A 26,224-nucleotide genomic window follows, 5' to 3' on the forward strand; every position below is an offset into this window, starting at 1 on the left:
CGGAGCACCGGCGCCGGACGATGAACGCCGCGAGGGGCGGCACCCGCAATCGGGTGCCGCCCCTCGCGGCTGTCGCATGTCCGCCGCTACTTGCGCATGACCTCGGGCTCGTGGCGGCGCAGCAGGCGCGCCACCGCGACGGCGAGGACGACGCCGAGCACCAGCATGAAGACCATGTCCATCACGAAGACGCCGGTCTGGTGCTGCCACAGCGGGTCGGGGTCGCTCTTGTCCCACGGCAGGAGCGTGTTCAGGTCGGCGGTGGCGCCCAGCGCCGCGACCGCCCAGCGCGAGGGCATCAGCCAGGAGACCTGCGCCACACCCGGGGTGTTGTAGAGCTGGAAGAGCACGCCGGTGAAGACGACCTGCACGATGGCGAACATGACCAGCAGCGGCATGGTCTTCTCGGCGGTCTTGACCAGCGAGGAGATCAGTAGGCCGAACATCATCGAGGTGAAGCCGAGCGCGATGATCGCCACCGTCATCTCGACGGCGGGCAGGTCCTTCACGATCAGGCCCTCGGCGGGCATGTTGCGGGTCGAGAAGCCGATCGCGGCGATGATCACGCCCTGTACGGCGGTGACCAGGCCGAGCACAATCACCTTCGACATCAGATACGCCGAGCGGGACAGGCCGGTCGCCCGTTCGCGCTCGTAGATCACGCGTTCCTTGATCAGTTCTCGTACCGAGTTGGCCGCGCCGGAGAAGCACATGCCCACCGTGAGGATCAGCAGGATCGTCGCGGCGTCGCGGTTGGTGCGGCCGCGGTTCAGCGGGCCGTACCCCAGGCCGAAGTCGCTGGGGATCAGCATGGAGACCACGCCGAGCACGGCCGGCAGGATCAGCATCAGCCCCAGGAAGCCGCGGTCGGAGGCGATCACGGAGACGTACCGCCGCATCAGCGTCCACAGCTGCGAGCCCCAGCTCTGGGACTTCTGCATGCGGGCCGGGGGCGGCTGGACGTTCACCGACTGCGGCGCTACGGCGTCGATGTCCGCCGCGTACATCTGGTAGTGCGGAGAACCGCGCCAGCGGCCCATCCAGTCGTAGTCACGGAAGTTCTCGAACGCCGAGAAGACGTCCGCCCAGGACTCGTACTGGAAGAAGTTCAGCGCCTCCTCGGGCGGGCCGAAGTAGGCGACGCCGCCGCCCGGCGCCATGACCAGCAGCTTGTCGCAGAGCGCGAGCTCCGCGACGGAGTGCGTGACGACGAGGACCGTGCGGCCGTCGTCGGCGAGGTCGCGCAGCAGCTTCATGACGTCGCGGTCCATGCCCGGGTCGAGGCCGGAGGTCGGCTCGTCCAGGAAGATCAGCGACGGCTTGGTCAGCAGCTCCAGGGCGACCGAGACGCGCTTGCGCTGGCCGCCGGAGAGCGAGGTGACCTTCTTCTCCTTGTGCACGTGCAGCTTGAGCTCGTGCAGCACCTCGTCGATCCGGGCCTCGCGCTCGGCCTCCGCGGTGTCACCGGGGAAGCGGAGCTTGGCGGCGTACCGCAGCGCCTTCTGGACGGTCAGCTCCTTGTGCAGGATGTCGTCCTGCGGGACCAGTCCGATGCGCTGCCGCAGCTCGGCGAACTGCTTGTAGAGGTTCCGGTTGTCGTAGAGGACGTCGCCCTCGTTGGCGGGGCGGTAGCCGGTGAGCGCCTTCAGCAGCGTGGACTTGCCGGAACCGGACGGGCCGATGACCGCGACCAGCGACTTCTCGGGCACGCCGAAGGAGACGTCCCGCAGGATCTGCTTGCCGCCGTCGACCGTGACGGTCAGGTGGCGCGCGGAGAAGGAGACCTCGCCGGTGTCGACGAACTCTTCCAGCCGGTCGCCGACCAGCCGGAACGTGGAGTGGCCGACGCCGACCGTGTCGTTCGGGCCGATGAGGGCCGAGCCGCTCTTGGGGACCGGCTGGCCGTTGACGTACGTACCGTTGTGGCTGCCCAGGTCATGAATCTCGAAGCGGCCGTCGGGCGTGGCCCGGAACTCCGCGTGGTGCCGCGAGACTTGCAGGTCGGAGACGACCAGCTCGTTCTCCAGCGCACGGCCGATGCGCATGACACGGCCGAGGTCCAGCTGGTGGAAGGTGGTCGGGCTGCGGTCCCCCGCTGCCTGCGGTGCCGCGCCGCCCTGTGCCGGGGGCTGCTGCGGCCCGCCCTGCGGCGGAATGCCGGCGCCGTGCGCGGGCGGGCCCTGGTGGGGCGGGCCCTGCTGCGGCGGCGCGCCCTGCCATCCCTGCTGCTGCGCCGGCGGCTGCTGGGCTCCGGGCCAACCGGCGGCGCCCTGCTGAGCGGGGGCCGCGGCCGCCGGCTGGGCGACATAGGCGTCGTTGGCCGGTGCGGTGGGCTGCGCCGCGTAGGCATCGGCGGCGGCCGCGGCGGCACCGCTGAGGGTCAGCCGGGGACCGTCGGTGGCATTGCCGAGGTGCACGGTGACGCCGGGGCCGATCTCCAGCTGGTGGATCCGCTGCCCCTGCACGTACGTGCCGTTGGTGCTGCCGTGGTCCTCGATGACCCAACTGCGCCCTCCCCAGCGCACGGTCGCGTGCCGCCAGGACACGCGCGCGTCGTCCAGCACCATGTCGCCCTGCGGATCGCGGCCCAGGCTGTACGACCGGGACGGATCGAGCGTCCAGGTCATTCCGTTGATTTCGAGTACGAGTTCAGGCACTCCATGCCCCACTAGTTGTCCCCCGAGTGACCCCCTGCACGGGAAGTCTAGGGATGGTGAACATCGTGAGGAACTATTCCAGGCAGAGGCCTGCGACCGAAAGCCGGGCCGTGACAAGAGCATGAAGCGGACAGCGTTGACGTCGCCGGAAGCCCCCCGGAGAGTGGGAGAAACCCGCGGATCCGTACGGATGCCATGCGATGCGGGCAACTCGGGGCAGGCGGGGCCGGGGAGCGAGGGGCATCGATCGGGGGTCGCGATGAGCGTGACCGCAAGTCCGCACACCGGAGCGGCCGCTGTGCTGTTCTCCGCCGTCGCCACGGTCTGCTGGACGTTCCTGGCGATGACCGGCCTCGCGGCCCTCGGTCTGCACCTGCTGGGCACCGACGCGTACGGCTCGCTGGGCCCGATGACGGCCGCCGTCATGGTGCTGGCGGTGGGCGGAACGGTGACCCCGCACGGTGCCGTCTCGGCCTTCGGGGTGTCCGGCGTCACGGCTGAAACCGCCATTGACATCGTGCCGTTGGGCGTCTCCGTGCTCGGCGCGCTGCTGCTGGGGCTGTTGTTCCTGAGGTCGCTGCGGGCCGTGCCGGGCGGGGTCACGTGGAGCGGGCTGGCGGCACGGGGCGGCGCGGTCGCCGCGCTGTTCACCGCACTGGTCGGCGGCCTCGCCTGGGCCGGACACGACTCCGTAACGATCCCGGCCCGCCGGCTGATCCCGGGGTCGGCAGGCGGGGGCGGCGGGCCGCTCGACCGGCTGCCGGACCTGCCGGGCCTGGGCGACCTCCCCGGCCTGGGCGACCTCCCGGGGCTCGGGGACCTCGGCAATCTGCCCGGCCTCGGAGACCTGGGCGGGCTGCCGGAGCTGGCGCTGCCCGGCGGGCTGGCCCGCCTCGCGGACGCCCGGCTGCGCGTGGACTTCGCGGTGGCCGCCGGGCCCTCGCTCGTGGCCGGCGCGCTGTGGGTGCTCGGCGTCCTGCTGATCGCGCTCGCGGCCTCCCGGCGCACCCCGCTCCCCCACGCGGCGGCCGGCGCCGACCGCGTCGTCCGGCCCGCGGCGTCCGCGCTGACCCAGGTACTGCTCGTCGCGGTGCTCCTCGGGCTGGCCGCCGGGCTGTACGGCGTCACCGAGGGCGGGCAGCCGCTGCGTGCGCTGGGCGCGGCGCTGCTCGGCGCGCCCAACGGGGCGTGGCTCGCGCTGACCCTGGGCCTGCTCGTGCCCTGGTACGGCTCGGCGGGCGGCGCGCTTCTCCAGGTGCTGCCGGCGTCCCTGCGGGAGCTGCTCGGCGGCGGGGGCGAGCGGCCGGTCACGCTGTCGCGGCTGGCGGAGCAGACCCCGTCGGTGTGGGCGGCGGCGCTGGTGGCGATGGTGCTGATGCTGGCCGCGGGGGTGCTCACGGCGACGCGTACGGCCCGCACGGGGACCGGCGTCATGGCGTACGCGGGCGGCTGCGCGCTGCGGCTGGGCACGGCCACCGCGCTCGCCCTCCCTCTGCTGGTGCGGCTGACGGAGGCGTCGGTGGCCGTCCGGCTGAACCTCTTCGGCATCGGCGTCCACGAAACCGGCCTGGGCCTGCGCGGCAGCCTGGGCACCAGTGCGGTGCTGGGGGCCCTCTGGGGCGGCGCGGCGGGGCTGGCGGGCGCGCTGCTGGCGACCGGGACGGGGCTCGCGGGGCGGCACGCGGCGGTCCCGCCGGTTCCGGCGCACAGGCCGCCGTCCGGGTCGGGCGGCGGCCCGGGGCCGTACACGCCGTCCCGCCCCTACCGGCAGCCGAACCCGGACACCAATCCGTACTTGCGGACGCTGCCACCCCACGAGCCGGAGCCCCGCGAACCGGAGCGCCGTGCGCCCGAGCGCCCCGGGTCCGAGCGCCGTGTGCCGCCCCCACCGGCCGGCCCCCCGCCCGGAGCCTCCCCGCCGGACCGGCCGCCTCCCGGAGTCCCCCCTCCGCCGGATCGCCCACCGCCCGGAGTCCCCCCTCGGCCGGATCGCCCGCCGCACGGCAGCGACACCGCCTCGGCGCCGACCGTGAGCGGCACCCCGCTGCCGCGTCCCGGCCGGCCGCGTCCCCGCCCGAAGCGGCGGTGGGACGAGCCGCCGCCGGAGCCCCCGCCCCCGGGGCGCCCGGGCGCGGGCCGCTGAGGCGTGTCGCTGACAGGCGGGGCCGCTGCAAGCACGCCACCGGACGCGTCGGAGCCCCGGCGGCACGGGCCGTGGAGCACCCCGTGCGTCCCTTCGGCCCCACCCGGCCGCGTGGTGGGAGACGTCCACTCGGCGGGACACCTGTACGGTCCCGCGGCGGGTCCGGATACCGTTAGAGCACCATGAGCGCATCGCAGACACCGCCTGCCACCGCCGTACCGGGCGACGACGTACCGACCCTTCTCGTCAAGATCTTCGGCAAGGACCGGCCCGGCATCACCGCCGGCCTCTTCGACACCCTCGCCGCCTACTCCGTCGACGTCGTCGACATCGAGCAGGTCGTGACCCGGGGCCGCATCGTGCTGTGCGCCCTGGTCACGACGCCGACGGGGAGCGCGTCGAACGGTGCCACCGAAGGCGACCTGCGCGCGACTGTGCACAGCTGGGCCGAGTCGCTGCACCTCCAGGCCGAGATCATCTCGGGTACCGGCGACAACCGCCCGCGCGGCATCGGGCGTTCGCACGTCACCGTGCTCGGCCACCCGCTCACCGCCGAGTCCACCTCCGCCATCGCGGCCGCCATAACGGCCACCGGCGGCAACATCGACCGTATCTTCCGGCTCGCCAAGTACCCCGTGACCGCCGTGGAGTTCGCGGTCTCCGGCACCCCGACCGACACCCTGCGCACCGCACTCGCCACCGAAGCCGCCGTGCTCGGCGTGGACATCGCCGTGAGCGCCTCCGGACTCCAGCGCCGGGCCCAGCGCCTGGTCGTCATGGACGTCGACTCCACGCTGATCCAGGACGAGGTCATCGAGCTGTTCGCGGCGCACGCGGGCTGCGAGCAGGAGGTCGCCGAGGTGACCGCCAGGGCGATGCGCGGCGAGCTGGACTTCGAGCAGTCGCTGCACGCCCGGGTGGAGCTGCTGGCGGGGTTGGACGCCTCCGTCGTGGAGCAGGTGCGCAAGGAGGTGCGGCTGACACCCGGCGCGCGCACCCTGGTACGTACCCTCAAGCGCCTCGGCTACCAGGTCGGCGTGGTCTCCGGCGGCTTCACGCAGGTCACCGACGCGCTCCAGGACGAGCTGGGGCTGGACTTCGCCTCGGCCAACACCCTGGAGATCGTGGACGGCAAGCTCACCGGCAAGGTCACCGGCGACATCGTGGACCGCGCGGGCAAGGCCCGGCTGCTGCGCTCCTTCGCCCAGCAGGCCGGGGTGCCGCTGGCACAGACGGTGGCGATCGGCGACGGCGCCAACGACCTGGACATGCTGAACACCGCGGGCCTGGGCGTCGCCTTCAACGCCAAGCCGGTCGTCCGGGAGGCCGCGCACACCGCCGTGAACGTGCCGTTCCTGGACACCGTGCTGTACCTGCTCGGGATCACCCGCGAAGAGGTCGAGGCCGCCGACACGATGGCGGACTGAACGGTCACCCGCGGTAGGCGGGACCACTCGCCGCACCGAAGGAACGCCCGAGGCAGCGGGCTCGCACGACACGACGACGTCTCGCACGACATCCCGCACGACATACGGAAGGGCCCCGGCACGGAGCGTGCCGGGGCCCTTCGGCGTATGCGGTCGGCGGCGGGTCAGTCCTGCGGCGTCCAGTACGCGACCAGGCGGCCGATGCCGTGCTCGACGGACTTCCACGAGCCGTTGAAGGACACCACCGCCATCGAGGCGGTCGGGAAACCACTGCGGTTCATCCGGGTCAGCAGCTCGCCGTCCGCCTCTCCGGACAGGGCGTCGGCGAGGGCGTGCATGCCGGGGTTGTGGCCGACCAGCAGCAGGTCGCTCACCTCGTCCGGGACCTCGTTGACCACCGCGATCAGCTCGCCGAGCGAGGCTTCGTACAGCCTCTCCTCATAGACGGTCTTGGGACGCTGGGGCAGTTCGTGAACGCAGAGCTTCCACGTTTCGCGGGTGCGCAGGGCCGTGGAGCAGAGGGTCAGATCGGGGTGGACGCCCGCTCCCGCGAGCCATCGTCCAGCGGTGGGGGCGTCCCGGCGGCCGCGCTCGGCGAGCGGCCGCTCGTGGTCGCTCTCCTGCGACCACTCGGCCTTGGCATGTCGGAGAAGAACAATCCGGCGAGGAGAATCGACGCTCATGTGTCCCAGCTTCGCACGAAACGCGGCGCGGGGCGCGGGGTGTTGACAGCCTCGTCCCACGAGGCGGAACGCGGAAGCGGAAGCTACACTCCGGCGCCGACCAGCCGCGCGAGCAGGTGGAGCACGGACAGCACGGCGGGCGGGGCGTCGGCCGCACGCGCCTCGGCGGCGGGGGTCATCACGAAGAGCAGCGTCACGAACGAGACCACCGGCAGGGCCACGGCCCACCACGGCAGCCGCACGGGCCGGGCGCCGTTCTCGGCGTGCCTGGGGTGAGCGGCGGACATGGGATCGCCTCCGTGGGTCGAGCGGCCGCGCGGCCGTCTCGCGGGCCGCGCCCACCGCGGTGGCGCGGTGTCCTTCGAACCTACGGGCCCGGTGTCGCGCGGCCCATCAGGTGCACCACCCACTTGCCCCTGACCCCGACCCCCTAAGGGGTGGTGGGGGCAGCCCCACCCGGCGCCCCGCGGCGCCGGGTCACGGGGCGGCGATGCTGGCGATGATCCCTACGACGACGGTGACGGCGAGCATCGCGCCCAGCACGAGGAGCAGCTTCTTCTGTCCGCCCTGCGGATTCGGTTCGAGCACTGGCATGTGCCCAGTGTCGCAAACGCCTCCGGGCCGCCGGTCGGCAGTACCGGGTGAGCGGCGTCCGGGGCCGCCCGGCAGGCTCCCGTCAGCGCTCGTCCTCGATGCGGCGGTCCCGGCCGGCCAGCACGCCCATCACGATCTGCGGCACCATCAGCCCCGCCATCAGCGCGATCGGCAGGCCCCAGCCGCCGCTGTGCTGGTACAGCGTGCCCACCAGGAGCGGCCCGGGGATGGAGATCAGGTAGCCGATGCACTGGGCGAAGGCGGAGAGCTTGACGACGCCCGCGGCGCTGCGGGCCCGCATGCCGATCATGGTGAGGGCCAGCGGGAACGCGCAGTTCGATATGCCGAGCAGCAGCGCCCAGCCCCAGGCGCCGGCCGAGGGCGCCAGCCACAGGCCCGCGTACCCGGCGAGCCCGCAGGCCCCGAGGAGCACGGCCAGCGGCCCCTGGTGGCGCATCCGGGCGGCCAGTCGCGGCAGCACGAAGGACAGCGGGATGCCCATCGCCATGGTGATCGCGAGCAGCACGCCGGCGGTCCCCGCGGGCACGCCGGCATCGCGGAAGATCTGCGGCAGCCAGCCCATGGTGATGTACGCGGCGGTGGCCTGCAGGCCGAAGAAGACGGCGAGCGACCAGGCGGTGGGCGAGCGGCTGATCCGGACGGCGGGGGCGTCCTGCTGCGGCGCGCCGGCCGCCGGTGCCGGCCGGGGCGCACGGTGGCGCAGCACGACGAGCCAGGGCACGACGGCGAGGGCGCCGAGCACCGCCCAGATCGCGAGGCCGGCCTGCCAGCCGCCGCCGAGCGCGCCGGTGACCGGGACGGTGAGGGCGGCGGCGAGCGAGGTGCCCAGGGCCAGCGCCATGGAGTACAGGCCGGTCATCGAGCCGACCCGGTCCGGGAAGAACGTCTTGATGACCACGGGCAGCAGGATGTTGCTGACCGCGATGCCGGCGAGCGCGAGGGCGCTGGCGGCGAGGAACCCGGCCGTGCCGCCGGCGAAGGGTCGGACCACGACGCCGATGGTGATCGCGGCCATGCCGGCGCACACGATGGCGCCCGGGCCGAAGCGGCGGGCGAGGCGGGGGGCCGCGACGCCGAAGACGGCGAAGCAGAGGGCCGGTACGGAGGTGAGCAGGCCCGCGACGGTGCCGCTCATGCCGAGTCCGTCCCGCACCTCCTCCATGAGGGCGCCCAGGCTGGTGATGGCCGGGCGGAGGTTGAGCGCGGCGAGGACGAGACCGACGGTCAGGACCGCGCCGAGCCGGCTCGGTACGGGCGCGGGCGCGCGGTCGAGCGGGTCGCCGCCGGGCGTCGCGGTGGTCTGAGGTGCCTCGGTGGCGGTGCCGAGGGTCGCGAGGTCGTCGTCTGCCATAGGCACATCATAGAATCATGGGATGAATGCTTGTCCAGGTGATTCCCGCCTCCCGGTGACGGGCCGGGAAACCCTCCGGGTAACGGGCCGGGGAACCCTCCCAGCGCCCCCTAGCATCGGCGGTGCCGTATCCGTGCCCGTGCCGTCAGGAGCGCTCGCATGCCGCTGACCTCACCCCGGCGTTCCGCCCTGGCCGACCAGGTGATCGCGCAGCTGCGCGCCCAGATCACCTCGGGCGAGTGGCCGGTCGGCGCGCGCATCCCCACCGAGCCGGAGCTGGTCGAGCAGCTCGGCGTGGCCCGCAACACCGTCCGCGAGGCGGTCCGGGCGCTGGCCCACAACGGCCTTCTGGACATCCGCCAGGGCTCCGGCACGTACGTGGTCGCCACCAGCGAGCTCGCGGGCGTGATGAACCGCAGGTTCGCCGACGCCGACCCGCGCCACGTCGCCGAGCTGCGCAGCGCGCTGGAGGCCGAGGCCGCCCGCCGGGCCGCCGAGCGCCGTACGGAGACCGACCTCAAGCAGCTGGACGCGGCCCTGCAGCGGCGCGAGCAGGCCTGGGAGTCCGGGGCCGCCGCGGCCTTCGTGGAGGCGGACGCCAACCTGCACATGGCGATCGTGGCGGCCTCGCACAACGACGTACTGGCCGAGCTGTACGCGGACCTCGGCGGCGTGCTGCGCGAGTTCCTCCGCGCCGACGTGGGCGACGAGCTGCGCCCGGAGGCCCACCTGGACCACTCCCGGCTGGTGGACGCGATCCGGGAGGGCGACGGCGATCGCGCGGCGGCGGAGGCCAGCACCCACCCGTACGGCTGCCGGCTGGGGCGGATCTGAGAAGGACGCGTGCGGTTCTCTCCCGCTCCCCTCGGGTAACCCCCTGCTGGGGGGACGATCCCGTTCGATTCGCCCCGTAGGCAGCGCAGCAGGGCCGTGGCCCGTCCCGTACGCGACGTACGGGACGGGCCACGGCCCTTGCTCACGGTCGGGCGGGTCAGGCGCCCATCATGTGCACGCCGCCGTCGACGTGCACGATCTCGCCGGTGGTCTTCGGGAAGAAGTCCGAGAGCAGCGCGACGACGCCCTTGCCGGCCGGCTCCGGGTCGCCCATGTCCCAGTTCAGCGGGGAGCGGGTGTCCCAGACCTTGGCGAGCTCGGAGAAGCCCGGGATGGACTTGGCGGCCATCGAGCCGATCGGGCCGGCGGAGACCAGGTTGCAGCGGACGTTGCGCGCGCCCAGGTCACGGGCCAGGTAGCGGCTGGTGGCCTCCAGCGCGGCCTTGGCCGGGCCCATCCAGTCGTACTGCGGCCAGGCGAACTGCGCGTCGAAGGTCAGGCCGACGACGGCGCCGCCCTCCTCCGGCATCAGCGGCAGGCAGGCCATGGTCAGCGCCTTCAGCGAGAACGCCGAGACGTGCATGGCCGTGGAGACCGACTCGAAGGAGGTCTTCAGGAAGTTGCCGCCGAGCGCGTCCTGCGGGGCGAAGCCGATGGAGTGGACGACACCGTCCAGCCCGCCGAGCTCCTCGCGGACCTTGGCCTCCAGGCCGTCCAGGTGCTCCTGGTTGGTCACGTCCAGCTCGATGACCTTGGCGGGCTTGGGCAGCTTCTTCGCGATGCGCTCGGTGAGCGTGGGCCGCGGGAAGGCCGTGAGGATGACCTCGGCGCCCTGCTCCTGCGCGACCTTGGCCGCGTGGAAGGCGATGGAGGACTCCATCAGCACACCGGTGATCAGAATGCGCTTGCCGGCGAGGATTCCGCTCATATCGATCAGTGACCCATGCCCAATCCGCCGTCGACGGGAATGACGGCTCCAGTGATGTACGCGGCCTCGTCGGAGGCCAGGAAGCGGACCGAGGCGGCGATCTCCTCGGGCTGCGCGTAACGCGCGAGCGGTACCTGCTTCACGATGTTCTCGCGCTGCTCGTCGCTGAGCGCGCGCGTCATGTCCGTGTCGACGAAGCCGGGCGCGACGACGTTGCAGGTGATGTTGCGGGAGCCCAGCTCACGGGCGATCGAGCGGGCGAAGCCGACGAGGCCGGCCTTGGACGCCGCGTAGTTCGCCTGGCCCGCCGAGCCCAGCAGGCCCACGACGGAGGAGATCAGCACGATACGGCCCTTGCGCGCCCGCAGCATGCCGCGGTTGGCCCGCTTGACCACGCGGAACGTGCCGGTGAGGTTGGTCTCCAGGACCGAGGCGAAGTCGTCCTCCGACATCCGCATCAGCAGCTGGTCGCGGGTGACGCCGGCGTTGGCCACCAGCACCTCGACCGCGCCGTGCTTCTCCTCGATCTCCTTGTAGGCCTGCTCGACCTGCTCCGTGTCGGTGATGTCGCACTTCACGGCCAAGAACCCCGCCGGGGGTTCGCCGGAGCGGTAGGTGATGGCGACCTTGTCGCCTGCCTCGGCGAAGGCGCGGGCGATGGCGAGGCCGATGCCGCGATTGCCTCCGGTGACCAGAACCGAGCGGCTCAAGAGATCACCCTTTCCGTGTCCTGTCCGACGTGTGTTCCCTACGAAACTAGCGGTCAGCGGCCCGATACGGAGAATCCACCTCGCACAGGGGCACATCCCGGTCACTGTGGGGTCCCTACAGAACCGACCGCGCCACGCCCCGGCGGAACACCTGCGCGTACCGGACGGGGCGCCCCCGCTCCACCGGAAGGGCGTCCTGTGCGCCGGAGCTCCGGCACGGCATGATGCGTGGCGCCGACCACGGGAGGGATGCCGTGCCTGCTACACCTCGTTCCGTAGACGAGAGCTTCCTCGCGCTGCCGATGCGCGCGCTGGCCGACGCCGCGCTCGCACGGGCCCGGGCGCTCGGGGCCGACCACGCCGACTTCCGGCTGGAACGCATCCGGTACGCGTCCTGGCGGCTGCGGGACGCGAAGACCGCCGGCTCCTCGGACACCACCGACCTGGGGTACGCGGTACGGGTCGTGCACGGCGGGGCCTGGGGCTTCGCGTCCGGGGTCGACCTGACCATGGACGCGGCGGCGCGGGTCGCCGCGCAGGCGGTCGCGATGGCCAAGCTGTCGGCGAAGGTGATCGACGCGGCCGGGTCCCGGGAAAAGGTGGAGCTGGCCGACGAGCCCGCCCATCCGGACCGCACCTGGGTCTCCTCGTACGACGTGGACCCCTTCGAGGTGCCGGACGCGGAGAAGAGCGGGCTGCTGGCGGAGTGGAGCGGGCGGCTGCTGGCCGCACCGGGCGTGACGCACGCGGACGCCTCGCTGCTCACGATCCGGGAGAACAAGTTCTACGCCGACACCGCGGGCACCACGACCACGCAGCAGCGGGTCCGGCTGCACCCGGAGCTGACGGCCGTCGCGGTGGACGGGCGCACCGGCGAGTTCGACTCGATGCGGACGATCGCACCGCCCGTCGGCCGGGGCTGGGAGTACCTGACCGACGGCCGGTACGACTGGGACGCGGAGCTGGCGCAGATGCCGGAGCTGCTCGCGGAGAAGATGCGCGCGCCGAGCGTCCGGGCCGGGCGGTACGACCTGGTGGTGGATCCCTCCAACCTCTGGTTGACGATCCACGAGTCGATCGGGCACGCCACCGAGCTGGACCGGGCGCTGGGCTACGAAGCGGCGTACGCGGGCACCTCGTTCGCCACCTTCGACCAGCTGGGCACCTTGAAGTACGGCTCGGAGCTCATGCACGTGACGGGCGACCGGACGGCCGAGCACGGGCTGGCGACGATCGGGTACGACGACGAGGGCGTCCGGACGCAGTCCTGGGACCTGGTCAAGGACGGTGTGCTGGTCGGCTACCAGCTGGACCGCAGGATCGCGAAACTGACCGGTTTCGAGCGGTCCAACGGCTGCGCGTACGCGGACTCGCCGGGCCACGTACCGGTGCAGCGGATGGCCAACGTCTCACTGCGGCCGGCGGACGGCGGCCCGTCCACCGAGGAGCTGATCGGGGGCGTGGAGCACGGCATCTACGTGGTCGGCGACCGGTCGTGGTCCATCGATCAGCAGCGGTACAACTTCCAGTTCACCGGGCAGCGGTTCTTCCGGATCGAGCACGGGCGGCTCGCGGGCCAGTTGCGGGACGTGGCGTACCAGGCCACCACCACCGACTTCTGGGGCTCGATGGCCGCGGTGGGCGGTCCGCAGACGTACGTGCTGGGCGGCGCCTTCAACTGCGGCAAGGCCCAGCCGGGCCAGGTCGCCGCCGTCTCGCACGGCTGCCCCGCAGCCCTCTTCACGGGCGTCAACATCCTGAACACGACGCAGGAGGCCGGTCGATGAGCACGCGTACCCCGCGGACGAACGCGCCGCACGAGGTCGTCGAGCGGGCGCTGGCGCTCTCGCGGGCCGACGGCTGCGTGGTGATCGCGGACGAGACGACCACCGCCAATCTGCGCTGGGCGGGAAACGCGCTCACCACCAACGGCGTCACCCGCGGCCGCAACCTCACGGTCATCGCCACCGTGGACGGCAAGGAGGGCACCGCCTCCGGTGTCGTGTCCCGTGCCGCGGTCACCGTGGACGATCTGGAGTCGCTGGTGCGGTCCGCCGAGGCCGCCGCCAGGGCCGCCGGGCCCGCCGACGACGCGCGGCCGCTCGTTGCGGGCGGCGCGCCCTCGCCCGGCTTCACCGAGCCGCCCGCCGAGACCTCCTCCGAGGTCTTCGCGGACTTCGCGCCCGCACTGGGCGAGTCCTTCCGGCGGGCCCGGGACGGCGGCCGCGAGCTGTACGGGTTCGCCAGCCACCAGGTGGTCTCCTCGTACGTGGGCTCCTCCACGGGGCTGCGGCTCCGGCACGACCAGCCCACCGGCACGCTGGAGCTGAACGCCAAATCGCCCGACCGCACCCGCTCCGCCTGGGCGGGCCGCGCCACCCGCGACTTCCGGGACGTCGACCCGCTGGCCATGGATGCCGAGCTGGCGCGCCGGCTGGGCTGGGCGGAGCGGCGGACGGAGCTGCCGGCGGGCCGGTACGAGACGCTGCTGCCGCCCACCGCCGTCGCCGACCTGCTGGTGTACCAGATGTGGTCCTCCGGGGCCCGGGACGCCGCCGAGGGCCGTACGGTCTTCTCGGCGCCCGGGGGCGCCACCCGGATCGGCGAGAAGCTGTCCGCCCTGCCGATGACGCTGCGCAGCGATCCGGGGGCCGCGGGTCTGGAGTGCGCGCCCTTCGTACTGGCGCACAGCTCGGGGGACGACGCCTCGATCTTCGACAACGGGCTGCCGCTGGAGCCGACGGACTGGATCCGGGACGGCGCGCTGAACCAGCTCGTCACCACCCGGCACAGCGCGGCCCTGACCGGCCTGCCGGTCGCCCCGGCCGTCGACAACCTGCTGCTGGAGGCGGGCGGCGGCAAGTCCCTGGACGAGCTGGTGGCCGGCACCGAGCGCGGGCTGCTGCTGACCTGCCTGTGGTACATCCGCGAGGTGGACCCGGCGACGCTGCTGCTCACGGGGCTGACCCGGGACGGCGTGTACCTCGTGGAGGGCGGCGAGGTGGTCGGCGAGGTGAACAACTTCCGGTTCAACGAGTCGCCGGTGAGCCTGCTGGGGCGGGCGGTCGAGGCGGGCCGTACGGAGCGCACGCTGCCGCGCGAGTGGAGCGACTACTTCACGCGCGCCGCGATGCCCGCGCTGCGCATCCCGGACTTCAACATGAGCTCGGTGAGCCCGGGGGTGTGAGCACGGGAGTGTGAGCGCGGGCACGTGCCTCATCAAGGCGTGCGCATTCGTCGTACCGGCGTGGCCGGCCTGTGGATACTCGGTCGGTCACGCTTCGCACGGCTAATAGAATCGGTTCCGTCCTCCCGTTTGGGATCAACGACCGATCAGGAACGCCATGACACGCCTCGGCGAATCCGTCGCCCGCGCCAGCTCGCTGCTCTCCGCAGACCTCTCCGCCGACACCACCGTCGCGGAGCTGCTGAAGGAGACCGGCTCGCGGCGCTATCTCGACCTGACGGACCTGCCGGCCAAGGAGCAGGCCGAGCTGATCGCCTCCCGTACGGTCGAGGTGCTGCCGGGCGTGGACCAGCTCGCCGAGCGGATCGAGGAGCGCAAGGCCGCCGGCAAGGGCCTGCACATCAAGCTGGGCATCGACCCGACGGCGACCGACGTGCACCTGGGGCACGCGGTCCCGCTGATCGTCCTGTCCCGCTTCCAGCGGCTCGGCCACGACGTCACGCTGATCATCGGCGACTTCACGGCCAAGATCGGCGACCCCTCGGGCCGCACGGCCGAGCGCCCGCCGCTGACCGACGAGGACATCGCGCACAACCTGGCGAGCTACCGCGAGCAGGTCCGGCCGTTCTTCGACTTCGAGAAGGTCAGCTTCCGGCAGAACAGCGAGTGGCTGGCGCCGTACACCTTCCCGGAGCTGCTGAGCCTGCTCTCCAAGGTGCCGGCCTCCCAGCTGCTCCAGCGCGAGGACTTCCGCACCCGCCTGGCCGCGGGCTCGGGCCTGACCATGACGGAGATGCTGTACCCGATCGCGCAGGGCCTGGACTCCGTGGCGCTGGAGTGCGACGTGGAGCTCGGCGGCGCCGACCAGCTGCTGAACCTCCAGATGGGCCGCAAGCTCATGGAGCTCAAGGGCCAGCAGCCGCAGCTGGTCGTCACGATGCCGCTGATCGAGGGCACCGACGGCACCGGCGCGAAGATGTCCAAGTCCAAGGGCAACTACGTCGGGCTGACGGCCACCGCCGACGACGTCTTCGGCAAGATCATGTCGGTCCCGGACCGGCTGATGGAGCCGTACCTCAAGGCGTGGACCGAGTGGACGGACGAGGAGATCGCCCAGGCGCTCGGCCGCATCGAGGCGAAGACGCTGCACCCGATGGATCTGAAGAAGATCCTCGCGGGTGAGGTCGTGGCCGCGCTGTACGGCATCGAGGCGGCGATGGCGGCCCGTGCCGGGTTCGTCGCGCAGTTCTCCAAGAAGTCCTTCGCCGACGTCTCCACGCTGCCGTCGGTGGACCTCGCGGAGCACGGCGCGGAGACGGTGGCCACGGTGCTGACGCAGGTGCTGGAGTTCACCCAGAGCGCGTCGGCGGCCCGCCGGCTGGCGAAGCAGAACGCGCTGCGGCTGGTCATCGAGGCCGAGTCGGGCCAGGAGGCCGTGGTGCTGGCCGAGGCGGACGCGGTGCGCCCGCTGGCCGAGGTGGTGGCGGAGAAGCTGGCCGGCACGCCCGGCACGCCGTACCTCAAGGCGGGCCGCAAGCTGGCTCAGCTGCAGGGCGACGCGTAGCCGCCGCTGTCACAGGACGAGGCGAGACGGCAGCCGTCGCCGGGGCGCGACGAGGCGGCAGCTATCGCCAAGGCGAGGTGAGGCGGGAACTGTCGCCGGGGCGCGGCGAGGCGGCAGCTATCGCCAAGGCGAGGCGTGGCCGCCGCTGTCGCAGGGCCACGCGTGGCCGCCGCCGTCCTTCGGAACGATCGCCCGGGGCGCGGGAGCTGCCTGCTCGGCGCCCCGGGCGGCACCGTTCCGGCGGGCCTGTGCACCAGGCCCGCCGGGACGGTCTGCGGCTGCGGGGTCAGGCCCGCTGTTGGTGGTGCGACCTCCCGCGCACCATGGCCCACAACCGGCTGCCCACGGCGACGACGATCACCGCGCCGATCAGCTGGAGCAGGTGCCGGGTCCAGTCGATGCCCTTGGTGTCCTCGACTCCGATACCGGTGGCCGCCCAGTTGCCCAGCACGCTGCCGAGCATGCCGAAGATCACGGTCAGCCAGAGCGGAATCGCCTGTTTCCCGGGGATCAGGGCCCTCGCGATCACGCCCAGGACCAGACCCAGAATGATGGCCCACAACCAATTCATGTCGCCTCCCAGTGGGGCGCGGTGGACAAGGTCGTGCATCGTTCAGTTTCCTGCCGCCACCCGTACGGCGCACGTCGGAGCCGTCTGTACGCATGAGACCGCTGTGCGCCCGGCCGAGGTTGTCACGCCCCGGTCTCGAACGCTGCGCAGGCCCGGCGTAACGTGGGACAGGTCCGGCATGAGGGGTGTGCCCGGTATGACAACAGGTGGTGGAACGTGATGCGGAAGCAGAGCAGCGCCCAGACCTTCCGGATCACGGGAGCCCGCCAGGGGCTGACCGAGGACGTCCGCGGGCGGCAGCGACGCTATGTGATCTCGATGTCCGTACGGACGGTGGCGGTGATCCTCACCGCCGTGCTCTGGAACGTCGAGCGACCCGTCGCCATTATCACCCTGATCGCGGGTCTGGTACTGCCCTACATCGCGGTAGTCATCGCCAACGCGGGCCGGGAGAACGTGACTTCACTTCCGTCGAGCTTCATCGCGGCGCCGACGCGGCCGGAGTTGACCGCTCGGTCGGGTGACGCCCCGGCGGAACCCGCGCCGGAAGCGGAGCAGCAGGGCTCCACCGAACACCGCGGTGACCACGGCTGACCGTCCGACGGTACGCAAAGCTCAAGAAAAGCTCAGATCAATCATGTGGTTCCGGTGCACCCGGCACGGTCCCCCGTGACATACTTCGTACGCGCTCCGCATCCCCCGTCGGAGCGACGGACCGACGCCGGGCGGCTCCCCCCGTGGCTGCCCGGCGTCGCCATGTCCGGATGCGGCGGCGTCGGACAGGGGGACGTAGGGTTGAGGCTGTGAACTCCCCTGACACCACAGTGATCTGCTCCGCCAAGGGCTGCCGTGCGGCCGCGGTGTGGGTACTGGCCTGGAACAACCCGAAGATCCACACGCCCGACCGTCGCAAGACCTGGCTCGCATGTGAGGAACACCGCGAGCACCTCTCCCAATTCCTCAGCGTCCGCAGCTTCTTGAAGGACGTCGTGAAACTGGAGGAGTGGGAGGCTCGCGAGAGCTGAGCCGCACCCTGCCGGCCGGCTCGCCTGCCGAGCGGTCAGCCAGGCGATCAGCCGGGCGGTCAGCCGCCGATCGAGGACATCGGCCGGTCCGGCTGCAGGAAGCTCGGGTCGTCCAGGCCCGAGCCCGCCTTCTTGCCCCACATCGCGCCCTTCCATATGCGCGCGAGCTCCTCGTCCGGCGCGTCCGAGCGGAGCGCCGCCCGCAGGTCGGTCTCCTCCGTGGCGAACAGGCAGGTGCGCACCTGGCCGTCGGCGGTCAGGCGGGTACGGTCGCAGGCCCGGCAGAAGGGGCGGGTGACCGAGGCGATGACGCCCACGCGGTGCGGGCCACCGTCCACGAGCCACCGCTCGGCGGGCGCGGAGCCGCGCTCCCCCTCGCCCTCGGGGGTCAGCTCGAAGCGGGTGCGCAGCGACGCGAGGATGTCACCGGCGGTGATCATGCCTTCACGCTTCCAGCCGTGCTGCGCGTCGAGCGGCATCTGCTCGATGAAGCGGAGCTCGTAGTCGTTCTCCACCGCCCAGGCGAGGAGGTCGGGCGCTTCGTCGGCGTTGAGCCCCGGCATGAGGACGGAGTTGACCTTGACCGGGGTGAGGCCGGCGGCGCGGGCGGCGGCCAGGCCGCGCAGCACGTCGTCGTGGCGCTTGCGGCGGGTCAGGGCCTGGAAGACGTCCGGGCGCAGGGTGTCCAGCGAGACGTTGACCCGGTCCAGGCCGGCGTCGCGCAGCGCGGTGGCGGTGCGCTCCAGGCCGATGCCGTTGGTCGTGAGGGACATCCGCGGGCGCGGTTCGAGGGCCGCGACGCGCTCGACGATGGAGACGAGGCCGGGGCGGAGCAGCGGCTCGCCGCCGGTGAACCGGACCTCGTCGATGCCGAGGTGCGTGACCGCGATGCGGATGAGGCGGACGATCTCGTCGTCCGTGAGCAGGTCGGGCTTGGCGAGCCACTGCAGGCCCTCTTCGGGCATGCAGTACGTGCACCGCAGGTTGCACCGGTCGGTCAGCGAAACCCGCAGGTCGGTGGCTACCCGCCCGAATGTGTCGATGAGCACGAGGCCCTCCCCCCTCCCCCGGTGTCGGATCAGTACGTTGTCGAGCCTACGCGATGGGTGTGACAACGAGCACGGCTGTGATGCCACGATGCGCGGCCGGCCGCGTCGTAGGGATCTACGACGCGGCCGGCCTCCCGTGGGGGCGGAATGCGGGTCAGTGCGCTCCGGTGCCGGTCAGGGAGCGGACCTCCAGCTCGGCGTACTTCTTCACGTCCGGCTCCTCCTTGGAGAGCAGGGAGCCGAGCCAGCCGAGCAGGAAGCCCAGCGGGATGGAGATCAGGCCCGGGTTCTCCAGCGGGAAGAAGGCGAAGTCGGCGCCGGGGAACATCGAGGTCTCCTTGCCGGAGACGACCGGCGAGAAGAGCACGAGGAACACCGAGGAGATCAGGCCGCCGTAGATCGACCACAGCGCCCCGGAGGTGGTGAAGCGCTTCCAGAAGAGGCTGTAGAGGATCGTGGGCAGGTTGGCGGAGGCGGCGACCGCGAAGGCCAGCGCGACCAGTCCCGCGACGTTCAGTCCGCGGGCGAAGACGCCGAGCACGATCGCGACCGCGCCGATGCCGACGGTGGCCCAGCGCGCGGCCCTGACCTCCTCCTTCTCCGACGCCTTGCCCTTCTTGATCACGTTGACGTAGAGGTCGTGCGCGAAGGACGAGGACGAGGCGAGGGTGAGGCCCGCGACCACGGCGAGGATGGTGGCGAAGGCGACGGCCGAGATGACGGCCAGCAGGATCGCGCCGCCGGTGGAGTCCGCGCCGCCGCCGATCGCCTGGGCGAGCTGGGGCGCCGCGGTGTTGCCCGCGGGGTTGGCCTCGGTGATCGCCTTCGGGCCGACCAGGGCCGCTGCGCCGAAGCCGAGCGCGATGGTCATCAGGTAGAAGACGCCGATGATGCCGATGGCCCAGTTCACGGACTTCCGGGCGGCCTTGGCGGTGGGCACGGTGTAGAAGCGGATCAGGATGTGCGGCAGCCCCGCGGTGCCCAGGACCAGCGCGATGCCCAGCGACAGGAAGTCGATCTTCGAGGTGGCGGTGGCGCCATACTTCAGCCCCGGCTCCAGGAACGCCGCGCCCTTACCGCTCTCCTCGGCGGCCCTGCCGAGCAGCTCGGAGATGTTGAAATTGAACTTGAGCATCACCAGGAACGTGATGAGCAGGGTGCCCACGATCAGCAGGACGGCCTTGACCATCTGCACCCAGGTGGTGCCCTTCATGCCGCCGATCGTGACGTACAGGATCATCACGATGCCGACGAGGACGACGACGAGGATCTTGCCTGTTTCGCTGGTGATGCCGAGCAGCAGCGTGACGAGCGCGCCGGCGCCTGCCATCTGGGCCAGCAGGTAGAAGATCGAGACGACGATGGTGGAGACGCCGGCCGCGGTGCGCACGGGGCGCTGCCGCATCCGGTAGGCGAGCACGTCGCCCATGGTGAAGCGGCCGGAGTTGCGCAGCGGCTCGGCGACCAGCAGCAGCGCGACCAGCCAGGCCACGAGGAAGCCGATGGAGTACAGGAAGCCGTCGTACCCGAAGAGGGCGATGGCGCCCGCGATGCCGAGGAACGAGGCGGCGGACATGTAGTCGCCGGAGATCGCCAGGCCGTTCTGGAAGCCGGAGAACTGCCGGCCGCCGGCGTAGAAGTCCTCGGCGCCCTTGGTCTGCCGGCCGGCCCACACCGTGATGCCGAGGGTGGCGGCCACGAAGACCGCGAACAGCGTGATGATCAGCGCCCGGTGCTGGCTCGCGCCCTCGGCGGCCAGCGCCGGCATCCCGGCGGCGAGCTGGTACGTGCGGCTCATGCGTCACCCTCCCCGCGCGGGGCGTCGTTCTCCAGCCGGGCCCTGATCGCCTCGGCCTTGGGGTCGAGCTTCGCGGCGGCGTGCCGGGAGTACCACCAGGCGATGAGGAAGGTGGTGACGAACTGGGCGAGACCGAAGACGAAGGCGACGTTGACGTTGCCGACCACCTTGGTGCCCATGAAGCCGCCCGCGTAGTTGCTGAGCAGCACGTACAGCAGGTACCAGAGCACGAAGCCGATGGTCAGCGGGAAGGCGAACGAGCGGTAGGAGCGGCGCAGTTCGGTGAACTCCGCGCCGGACTGCACTTCGGTGAACGGCAGCGCTTCGTGCGGCGCGTCGGGCGGCGCCTCGTGCGCCTTGTGCGGCCCGTGATCGGCGGGCGGCTGGGCGGCGGTGCTCACGCGGTCTCCTGAATTCTCGCGGTGTCCGGCGGGTGACGGCCGGCGACATAAAGTCCAGATCAGTGATGCGGATCACGCATGCTAGAGGTGCGCGACCTCCTTACGACAGGGGCTGGGCCCGAAATCCCCAGGAAATCGGGGGGTACGGCCGCCACCGGCCGCAGCGCCGATCGTTGTCCGGGTGTGACGCCTTCGCCGCCCCGGCAGCCACCGGAACCGGGCCGACTGCCGTACGGCGCCGTCCGGTTGCCCTTCCCGGTCGCCGCCGCTCCTCCGATACCACCCCGCCCCACCAGCAGCGACACCCGCGGCTGGGACGGCCGGCGGATCACCCTGCCGCTGTTGAGCATCGGTGCGCTACGCCGCCGCCGCTGTGGTTGACGGCCCCCACGCCTGCGGCAGTTGACGGGTTTTCCCCGCCGACCGGCGGGTTTTCTTTACCGACCGTTGAACTGTTCGGGTGATCACGGTTAGCTTCACTCGTCACGAACCGGCTCGCGCGCGACCTGCCCGCGAGCGGTCACAGATGATGTGGAGTACCCATGGCACATCGGAGATCCAGACGGGTGCGCGCGCTCGGCGTACCGGTCGGACTGGCCCTCGTGGCCTCCCTCGGCTTCCTCCCGCAGGCGGCCACCGCCGCTCCTCAGGAGGCGCCCCGGACCACGGCAGCGGCCGACGGCCCGCTCCTCTCGTACGTCGTCAACGCCACGCCCGGCAAGGCCTCGGCGGCCCGGATCGGCAAGGCGATACGCGCGGCCGGCGGCAAGGTGGTCGTCGCGCACGAGAAGATAGGCGTGTTCGTCGTCCACTCGGCGAACCCGCAGTTCGCCGAGACGATACGCACGGTGCGCGGCGTCCAGTCGGCCGGCGCCACCCGCACCGCCCCCTTGAAGGCCTCCGGCACCACCGACATCGGGAAGCCGCAGAAGGCCGAGCTGAGCAAGGCCGCGCGGCTGGCCGGCGCCAAGGCCAAGGCCGCCGGCGAGGAGCCCCTGGAGTCCCTGCAGTGGGACCTGCCGGCCATCAAGGCCGACCAGGCCGCGAAGGTGAACCCCGGCAGCAAGAAGGTCACCGTCGCGGTGATCGACACCGGTGTGGACGACACCCACCCGGACCTGAAGCCCAACTTCTCCGCCAAGCAGTCGGCGAACTGCGTGGGCGGCGTGGCCGACACCACGCCCGGCTCCTGGCGCCCGTACGACCCCGCCGAGGACTACCACGGCACGCACGTCGCCGGCACGATCGCCGCGGCGCGCAACGGTGTCGGCGTGGCCGGCGTCGCGCCGGGCGTGAAGATCTCCGCCATCAAGGTCAGCGAGCCGAAGACGAGCCTGTTCTACGCCGAGAACGTGGTCTGTGCCTTCGTGTTCGCGGCCGACCACGGCGTCGAGGTCACCAACAACAGCTACTACGTCGACCCGTGGATGTTCAACTGCAAGGACGACGCCGACCAGGGCGCGATCGTCGACGCGGTGGGCCGGGCGGCCAAGTACGCCGAGGGCAAGGGCATCATCAACGTCGCGGCGGCGGGCAACTCCAACCTCGACCTGGCGGCGAAGGAACTCACCGACAAGTCGAGCCCGAACGACACGACTCCGGTGGAGCGGAAGATCGACCCGGCCAAGTGCTGGGACGTGCCCACCCAGCTCCCGGGCACCGTCACGGTCGCCGCGACGGGCGTGAAGAAGCTGAAGTCGTACTACTCCAACTACGGCAACGGCGTGATCGATGTGGCCGCGCCGGGCGGCGACAGCCGACAGGTCCCCGACCTGCCCGCGAAGAACGGCAACATCCTCTCCACCATGCCGGGCGGCGACTGGGCCTACCTGGCGGGCACCTCGATGGCCTCGCCCCACGTGGCGGGCGTCGCGGCGCTGGTGAAGAGCGCGCACCCGAAGAGCAGCCCGCAGGAGATCCAGTGGCTGCTGAAGAAGGACGCCGACAACCCGGGCTGCCCGCAGGGTGACGCGACGTGCACCGGTACGGCGCACGTCAACGGCCACTACGGCTACGGGATCGTGGACGCGCTGGACGCCGTCGAACAGCGCTGACGAAGCGGCGCCGGGACCCGTGGCAGCCGGGTCCCGGCGGCCGGGCGGTCCGCCCGTCCCTGGGGCGGGCGGACCGCGACGGCTCAGGCCGCGTCGGCCTCCGGTGCCACGGCGCGGCGCACCGGCCCACCGGGGACGGCTGCCCGTGCGGCCCCCAGGGGGCCCGTCGTCCGCAGCACTCCCTCGGCCAGCAGCCACTGGGCCGCGAGGTAGCCGAGCATGATGCAGAACTGCGGGGCCGGCGGCTGCGGCCAGTGCGCGATGCCCGTCGCGATCAGAGTGTCGGAGCCCAGGAAGAGCAGGCCGCCGAAGAGGGCCCGCGGCCCGGCCCGCAGCGCCCCGTACGCCATCGCGGTGAGCAGCAGGCTGTACCCGGCGACCGGGCCGCGCAGCCCGGCCGGCAGGTCCGGCCACAGCAGCGCCACGGTGCCGAGCCAGGCCACGGCGTATCCGGCGGTCACCGCGGCGAGCGGGCCCCGGCGGGCCCATACGGGCGCGGTGCCCCGCCGTACGAACAGCACCAGGTAGCAGACGTGTCCGGCCGCGAAGGACGCCATCCCCACCAGGAAGGCGGTGTCGCCGCCCACTTGGAGGAGGGTGTCGCCGCCGCATCCGAAGAGCAGCGCGGCGACGAGCAGTACGGGTCCGCCGCGGGCGAGCACGTATGCGGCGAGGACCGGCATCAGTACCGGCTTGGTCAGCACGTCCACCGTCCCGGCGCCGGCGAGCAGCGCACCCAGGTGCACGACCGTGAGCGCCCCGAAGGCGGTCAGGAGGACGCGGGCAGCGGTGCCGCGGGTCATACGGCGGACGCCTCGGCGCCGGCGTCGGGCACCCGGGCCGCGGCGTCCTCGCCGCTTCGTGCGGGCTGCCACCCCGGCCCCCGGAAGACGCGCCCGGCGCGCTCCCGCCAGCTGCCGGCCGCCCGTACGTCCCGGGCGATCGCCGCGTATTCGTGCGTGGCGACGCGCAGCGGGTTGAAGGTGTCGATGTTCTTGGTGAGGCCGAAGACGGGCCGTTCGCCCTCCGCGACGAACGAGCCGAACATCCGGTCCCAGACGATGAGGATGCCCCCGAAGTTGCGGTCCAGGTAGCCGCCCTGGGAGGCGTGGTGGACCCGGTGGTGCGAGGGCGTGTTGAGCACGTACTCGAACGGGCGGGGCAGCTTGCCGATCCGCTCGGTGTGCACCCAGAACTGGTACACGAGGTTCGTGGAGGAGCAGAACGCGAGCGCTGCCGGGTGCACGCCGAGGGCGATCAGCGGGACGTAGAACGGCCAGACGGTCCAGCTGGTCCAGGGCTGGCGGAGCGCGGTGCTGAGGTTGAACTTGCGGCTGGAGTGGTGCACCACGTGGCAGGCCCACAGGATGCGGATCACGTGGTGCCCGCGGTGCGACCAGTAGTAGAAGAAGTCCTGCCCGAGCAGCATCAGGGGCAGCGTCCACCACAGCACGGGGATGCGCAGCGGGGTCAGCTCGTAGACGGCGGCGTAGATCGCCACGATCGGGATCTTCCAGAGTGCGTCGAAGACCAGGCTGCCGAGCCCCATGCCGATGCTGGTGGCGGCGTCCTTGGCCTCGTATCCGGCGGCGTCCTCGTCCGGGTGCAGCCGGTAGCTCACCATCTCCAGGACGGTGAGCAGGACGAAGGCCGGTATCGACCACAACACGACATCGGGCAGGTGCGGCATGTGGGGCACCATAGGTCGGCGTACGGCGGCTCGGCTAGAGGTTGTTACCAACGAGTATCAGCCGAAGTTACCGCCGGTACGCCGAGCGGCGTGCCAGGCACCGCCGTCCCCTCAGTGGCGCCGCGTCACTCGCCCATGCCCACGAAGGGGAAGTCGAAGCCCGTCAGCCAGTGCCGCCCGGTCTCCCTGGCCCGCCGCCAGGAGGCCTCCACCGGCGCCTGGTTGCGCGGCTGCCCGAGGTCGTCCGGGGTGGGCCCGATGCGGCACGCGACCGGCGTGAGCTTCCGCTTGTCGAAGCCGAAGGCCTCGGCGGCGGACTCGCCCAGCATCCGGCGGGTCTCCCCCACCGGGATGTCGTGGAAGGCCCTGCGCAGCCACTCCCTCGTATGCGGCCAGGTGCCCTCGGGGTGCGGGAAGCCGGAGCCCCAGAGGATGTTGTCCACGCCGATCTCGTAGCGCCGCGCCAGCTCGTGACGGGAGGGAGCGGTGGCGCACACGAAGACCTGGCGGTCCAGGTACTCGTGCGGGGAGCGCTTCAGTGCGGCGTACGGCGAACCCGTCCGGCCGCCGTGCCCGAGGTAGAGCCGGTCCATGTGCCACAGCAGGTCCGGCAGCCACCAGCAGCCGGCCCCCACCACTCCGAAGCGCAGCCCCGGGTGGCGTTCGAAGACGCCGGACCACAGCAGGAACCACAGCGGGCGGGCCGGCCACCACGCCGCCTCGGAGAGCTGGATGCCGAGATGGCCGCCGTATTCGGGACGGGGCCCCGCGCCCGCGCACGTGAGGACGGGCATGGCCGTCTCGGCAGCGGCCGCCCACACCGGGTCGTACCGGCGGTCGTGATAGGGCGCCGCGTCGTCCCATCCGGCGGGGATCAGCAGCGCGCCGAGGCCGGACTCGCGGGCCCGGTGGACCTCCGCGACCACCGCGTCCGTCTCGGCGCCGGCCGGGAGCAGCGCGACACCGCAGTGCCGCTCGGGGTCGGTGGCGCAGAACTCCGCGAGCCAGCGGTTGTACGCCCTGGCGCCCGCCACGGCCGTCTCCGGGTCGGCACCGGCGGCCGGGTCCAGGCCCGCACCGAAGGGCGGCACCGTGCCGCCGTCCGCGGTGCCCGCGTCGGGGAACACCACCTCGGCGGCCACCCCGTCGCCGTCCAGTTCCTTGACGCGCCGGCCGGCGTCCCAGCCGCCGCGCAGGCCTTCCTCGTTGTCCTCGTACCACTTCAGCGCGGAGGTGTGGTGCCGGGCGCCGTACCGGGCCGCTTCGGCGCGCCGGGCGTCCCGCCGCCCGAGGAAGTCGTCGAAGGCCCGGTGGTGCCCGGCCTCCAGGTAGGGCCGGTACCGCTCGGTGGGCAGCCCGGCGTGGCAGGCGGCAGAGATGATCAGGTACGGGTCGGTCGGGTCCGTCATCGCGGCTCCTCGGTCGGTCCGGAAGGAAACGTTCGAGGTGATCCCGCACGCTGGTGACGCGTGCATGTCGTGCCCGTGCTGCACCAGAGGTACAGCGCGAGCCCGCGAGGGTAAAGAGACGCGCACCG

At 72.1% G+C, this 26,224-nt stretch carries 23 protein-coding genes; 9 read left to right on the plus strand and 14 right to left on the minus strand.

The window, feature by feature from the left end; translation table 11 throughout:
- Positions 1–86: 86 nt before the first annotated feature.
- Positions 87–2,669 carry an FHA domain-containing protein gene (locus tag IF20_RS28580; protein WP_456113441.1) on the minus strand — a complete coding sequence of 861 codons (2,583 nt, stop codon included), beginning with the start codon at positions 2,667–2,669 and terminating at the stop codon, positions 87–89.
- A gap of 247 nt (positions 2,670–2,916) precedes the next feature.
- On the opposite strand from IF20_RS28580, the gene IF20_RS28585 reads away from it, so the two are divergent.
- Both IF20_RS28585 and serB read left to right on the plus strand, forming a co-directional pair.
- Complete coding sequence (locus IF20_RS28585; RefSeq protein WP_199896775.1) at positions 2,917–4,800, plus strand: streptophobe family protein; 1,884 nt, start codon at positions 2,917–2,919, stop codon at positions 4,798–4,800.
- A gap of 182 nt (positions 4,801–4,982) precedes the next feature.
- Positions 4,983–6,227 (plus strand): phosphoserine phosphatase SerB, encoded by a 1,245-nt coding sequence (serB, locus tag IF20_RS28590; protein WP_052868255.1) that lies wholly within the window; start codon positions 4,983–4,985, stop codon positions 6,225–6,227.
- Between the two features lie 164 nt (positions 6,228–6,391).
- On the opposite strand, the gene IF20_RS28595 is transcribed toward serB, so the two are convergent.
- The 4 genes from IF20_RS28595 to IF20_RS28605 form a co-directional block, all read right to left on the minus strand.
- Positions 6,392–6,910, minus strand: coding sequence for a SixA phosphatase family protein (locus IF20_RS28595; RefSeq protein WP_052868256.1), 519 nt, complete (start codon positions 6,908–6,910; stop codon positions 6,392–6,394).
- 83 nt (positions 6,911–6,993) lie between these two features.
- On the minus strand, positions 6,994–7,197 hold the full coding sequence (locus tag IF20_RS28600; RefSeq protein WP_052868257.1) for a hypothetical protein: 204 nt from the start codon (positions 7,195–7,197) through the stop codon (positions 6,994–6,996).
- A gap of 190 nt (positions 7,198–7,387) precedes the next feature.
- Positions 7,388–7,504, minus strand: a complete 117-nt coding sequence (locus IF20_RS40590; RefSeq protein ID WP_267881145.1) for an SGM_5486 family transporter-associated protein — start codon at positions 7,502–7,504, stop codon at positions 7,388–7,390.
- A gap of 82 nt (positions 7,505–7,586) precedes the next feature.
- On the minus strand, positions 7,587–8,876 hold the full coding sequence (locus tag IF20_RS28605) for a CynX/NimT family MFS transporter (protein ID WP_052868258.1): 1,290 nt from the start codon (positions 8,874–8,876) through the stop codon (positions 7,587–7,589).
- 159 nt (positions 8,877–9,035) lie between these two features.
- Between IF20_RS28605 and IF20_RS28610 the strand changes: the two genes are divergently transcribed.
- Positions 9,036–9,710 (plus strand): FadR/GntR family transcriptional regulator, encoded by a 675-nt coding sequence (locus IF20_RS28610; protein ID WP_052868259.1) that lies wholly within the window; start codon positions 9,036–9,038, stop codon positions 9,708–9,710.
- A 157-nt stretch (positions 9,711–9,867) separates the two neighbouring features.
- On the opposite strand, the gene fabI is transcribed toward IF20_RS28610, so the two are convergent.
- Both fabI and fabG read right to left on the minus strand, forming a co-directional pair.
- The gene (fabI, locus tag IF20_RS28615; protein ID WP_052868260.1) at positions 9,868–10,638 is read right to left on the minus strand and encodes an enoyl-ACP reductase FabI; all 771 of its coding nucleotides are present in this window, start codon (positions 10,636–10,638) and stop codon (positions 9,868–9,870) included.
- 5 nt (positions 10,639–10,643) lie between these two features.
- On the minus strand, positions 10,644–11,348 hold the full coding sequence (gene fabG / locus IF20_RS28620) for a 3-oxoacyl-[acyl-carrier-protein] reductase (RefSeq protein WP_052868261.1): 705 nt from the start codon (positions 11,346–11,348) through the stop codon (positions 10,644–10,646).
- A gap of 224 nt (positions 11,349–11,572) precedes the next feature.
- On the opposite strand from fabG, the gene IF20_RS28625 reads away from it, so the two are divergent.
- The 3 genes from IF20_RS28625 to tyrS all read left to right on the plus strand — a co-directional run bounded on the left by IF20_RS28625 (position 11,573) and on the right by tyrS (position 16,099).
- The gene (locus IF20_RS28625; protein WP_052868341.1) at positions 11,573–13,135 is read left to right on the plus strand and encodes a TldD/PmbA family protein; all 1,563 of its coding nucleotides are present in this window, start codon (positions 11,573–11,575) and stop codon (positions 13,133–13,135) included.
- Positions 13,132–14,535, plus strand: a complete 1,404-nt coding sequence (locus IF20_RS28630) for a metallopeptidase TldD-related protein (RefSeq protein WP_052868262.1) — start codon at positions 13,132–13,134, stop codon at positions 14,533–14,535. Before IF20_RS28625 ends, IF20_RS28630 begins: the two co-directional genes overlap by 4 nt.
- A 157-nt stretch (positions 14,536–14,692) precedes the next feature.
- Positions 14,693–16,099, plus strand: a complete 1,407-nt coding sequence (gene tyrS / locus IF20_RS28635) for a tyrosine--tRNA ligase (RefSeq protein ID WP_052868263.1) — start codon at positions 14,693–14,695, stop codon at positions 16,097–16,099.
- A gap of 286 nt (positions 16,100–16,385) precedes the next feature.
- Here the strand turns inward: tyrS and IF20_RS28640 are convergent, their stop codons facing one another.
- Positions 16,386–16,670 carry a GlsB/YeaQ/YmgE family stress response membrane protein gene (locus IF20_RS28640; protein WP_052868342.1) on the minus strand — a complete coding sequence of 95 codons (285 nt, stop codon included), beginning with the start codon at positions 16,668–16,670 and terminating at the stop codon, positions 16,386–16,388.
- A 219-nt stretch (positions 16,671–16,889) separates the two neighbouring features.
- Between IF20_RS28640 and IF20_RS28645 the strand changes: the two genes are divergently transcribed.
- Positions 16,890–17,264, plus strand: a complete 375-nt coding sequence (locus tag IF20_RS28645; protein ID WP_052868264.1) for a DUF3099 domain-containing protein — start codon at positions 16,890–16,892, stop codon at positions 17,262–17,264.
- Positions 17,265–17,434: 170 nt separating this feature from the next.
- Complete coding sequence (locus IF20_RS28650) at positions 17,435–17,695, plus strand: hypothetical protein (protein ID WP_052868265.1); 261 nt, start codon at positions 17,435–17,437, stop codon at positions 17,693–17,695.
- A 59-nt stretch (positions 17,696–17,754) separates the two neighbouring features.
- Here IF20_RS28650 and moaA read toward each other — a convergent pair whose 3' ends face one another.
- From moaA to IF20_RS28665, 3 genes are all read right to left on the minus strand, one after another.
- Positions 17,755–18,744, minus strand: a complete 990-nt coding sequence (moaA, locus tag IF20_RS28655) for a GTP 3',8-cyclase MoaA (RefSeq protein WP_052868266.1) — start codon at positions 18,742–18,744, stop codon at positions 17,755–17,757.
- A 154-nt stretch (positions 18,745–18,898) separates the two neighbouring features.
- The gene (locus tag IF20_RS28660) at positions 18,899–20,542 is read right to left on the minus strand and encodes a solute symporter family protein (RefSeq protein ID WP_052868267.1); all 1,644 of its coding nucleotides are present in this window, start codon (positions 20,540–20,542) and stop codon (positions 18,899–18,901) included.
- Positions 20,539–20,943: a DUF485 domain-containing protein gene (locus IF20_RS28665; RefSeq protein ID WP_199896776.1), complete on the minus strand. Its 405-nt coding sequence runs from the start codon at positions 20,941–20,943 to the stop codon at positions 20,539–20,541. Before IF20_RS28665 ends, IF20_RS28660 begins: the two co-directional genes overlap by 4 nt.
- Positions 20,944–21,485: 542 nt before the next feature.
- Here IF20_RS28665 and IF20_RS28670 point away from each other — a divergent pair.
- Positions 21,486–22,997: a S8 family serine peptidase gene (locus IF20_RS28670; RefSeq protein ID WP_052868268.1), complete on the plus strand. Its 1,512-nt coding sequence runs from the start codon at positions 21,486–21,488 to the stop codon at positions 22,995–22,997.
- 83 nt (positions 22,998–23,080) lie between these two features.
- On the opposite strand, the gene IF20_RS28675 is transcribed toward IF20_RS28670, so the two are convergent.
- The 3 genes from IF20_RS28675 to IF20_RS28685 all read right to left on the minus strand — a co-directional run bounded on the left by IF20_RS28675 (position 23,081) and on the right by IF20_RS28685 (position 26,096).
- Positions 23,081–23,800 carry a lysoplasmalogenase gene (locus IF20_RS28675; protein WP_052868269.1) on the minus strand — a complete coding sequence of 240 codons (720 nt, stop codon included), beginning with the start codon at positions 23,798–23,800 and terminating at the stop codon, positions 23,081–23,083.
- Positions 23,797–24,687, minus strand: coding sequence for a sterol desaturase family protein (locus tag IF20_RS28680; protein ID WP_052868270.1), 891 nt, complete (start codon positions 24,685–24,687; stop codon positions 23,797–23,799). Before IF20_RS28680 ends, IF20_RS28675 begins: the two co-directional genes overlap by 4 nt.
- Positions 24,688–24,812: 125 nt before the next feature.
- Positions 24,813–26,096, minus strand: coding sequence for an amidohydrolase family protein (locus IF20_RS28685; protein WP_052868271.1), 1,284 nt, complete (start codon positions 26,094–26,096; stop codon positions 24,813–24,815).
- Between the last annotated feature and the right edge of the window lie 128 nt (positions 26,097–26,224).

This window comes from Streptomyces niger, from assembly GCF_000718305.1.
Classification (GTDB): Bacteria; Actinomycetota; Actinomycetes; order Streptomycetales; family Streptomycetaceae; genus Streptomyces; species Streptomyces niger.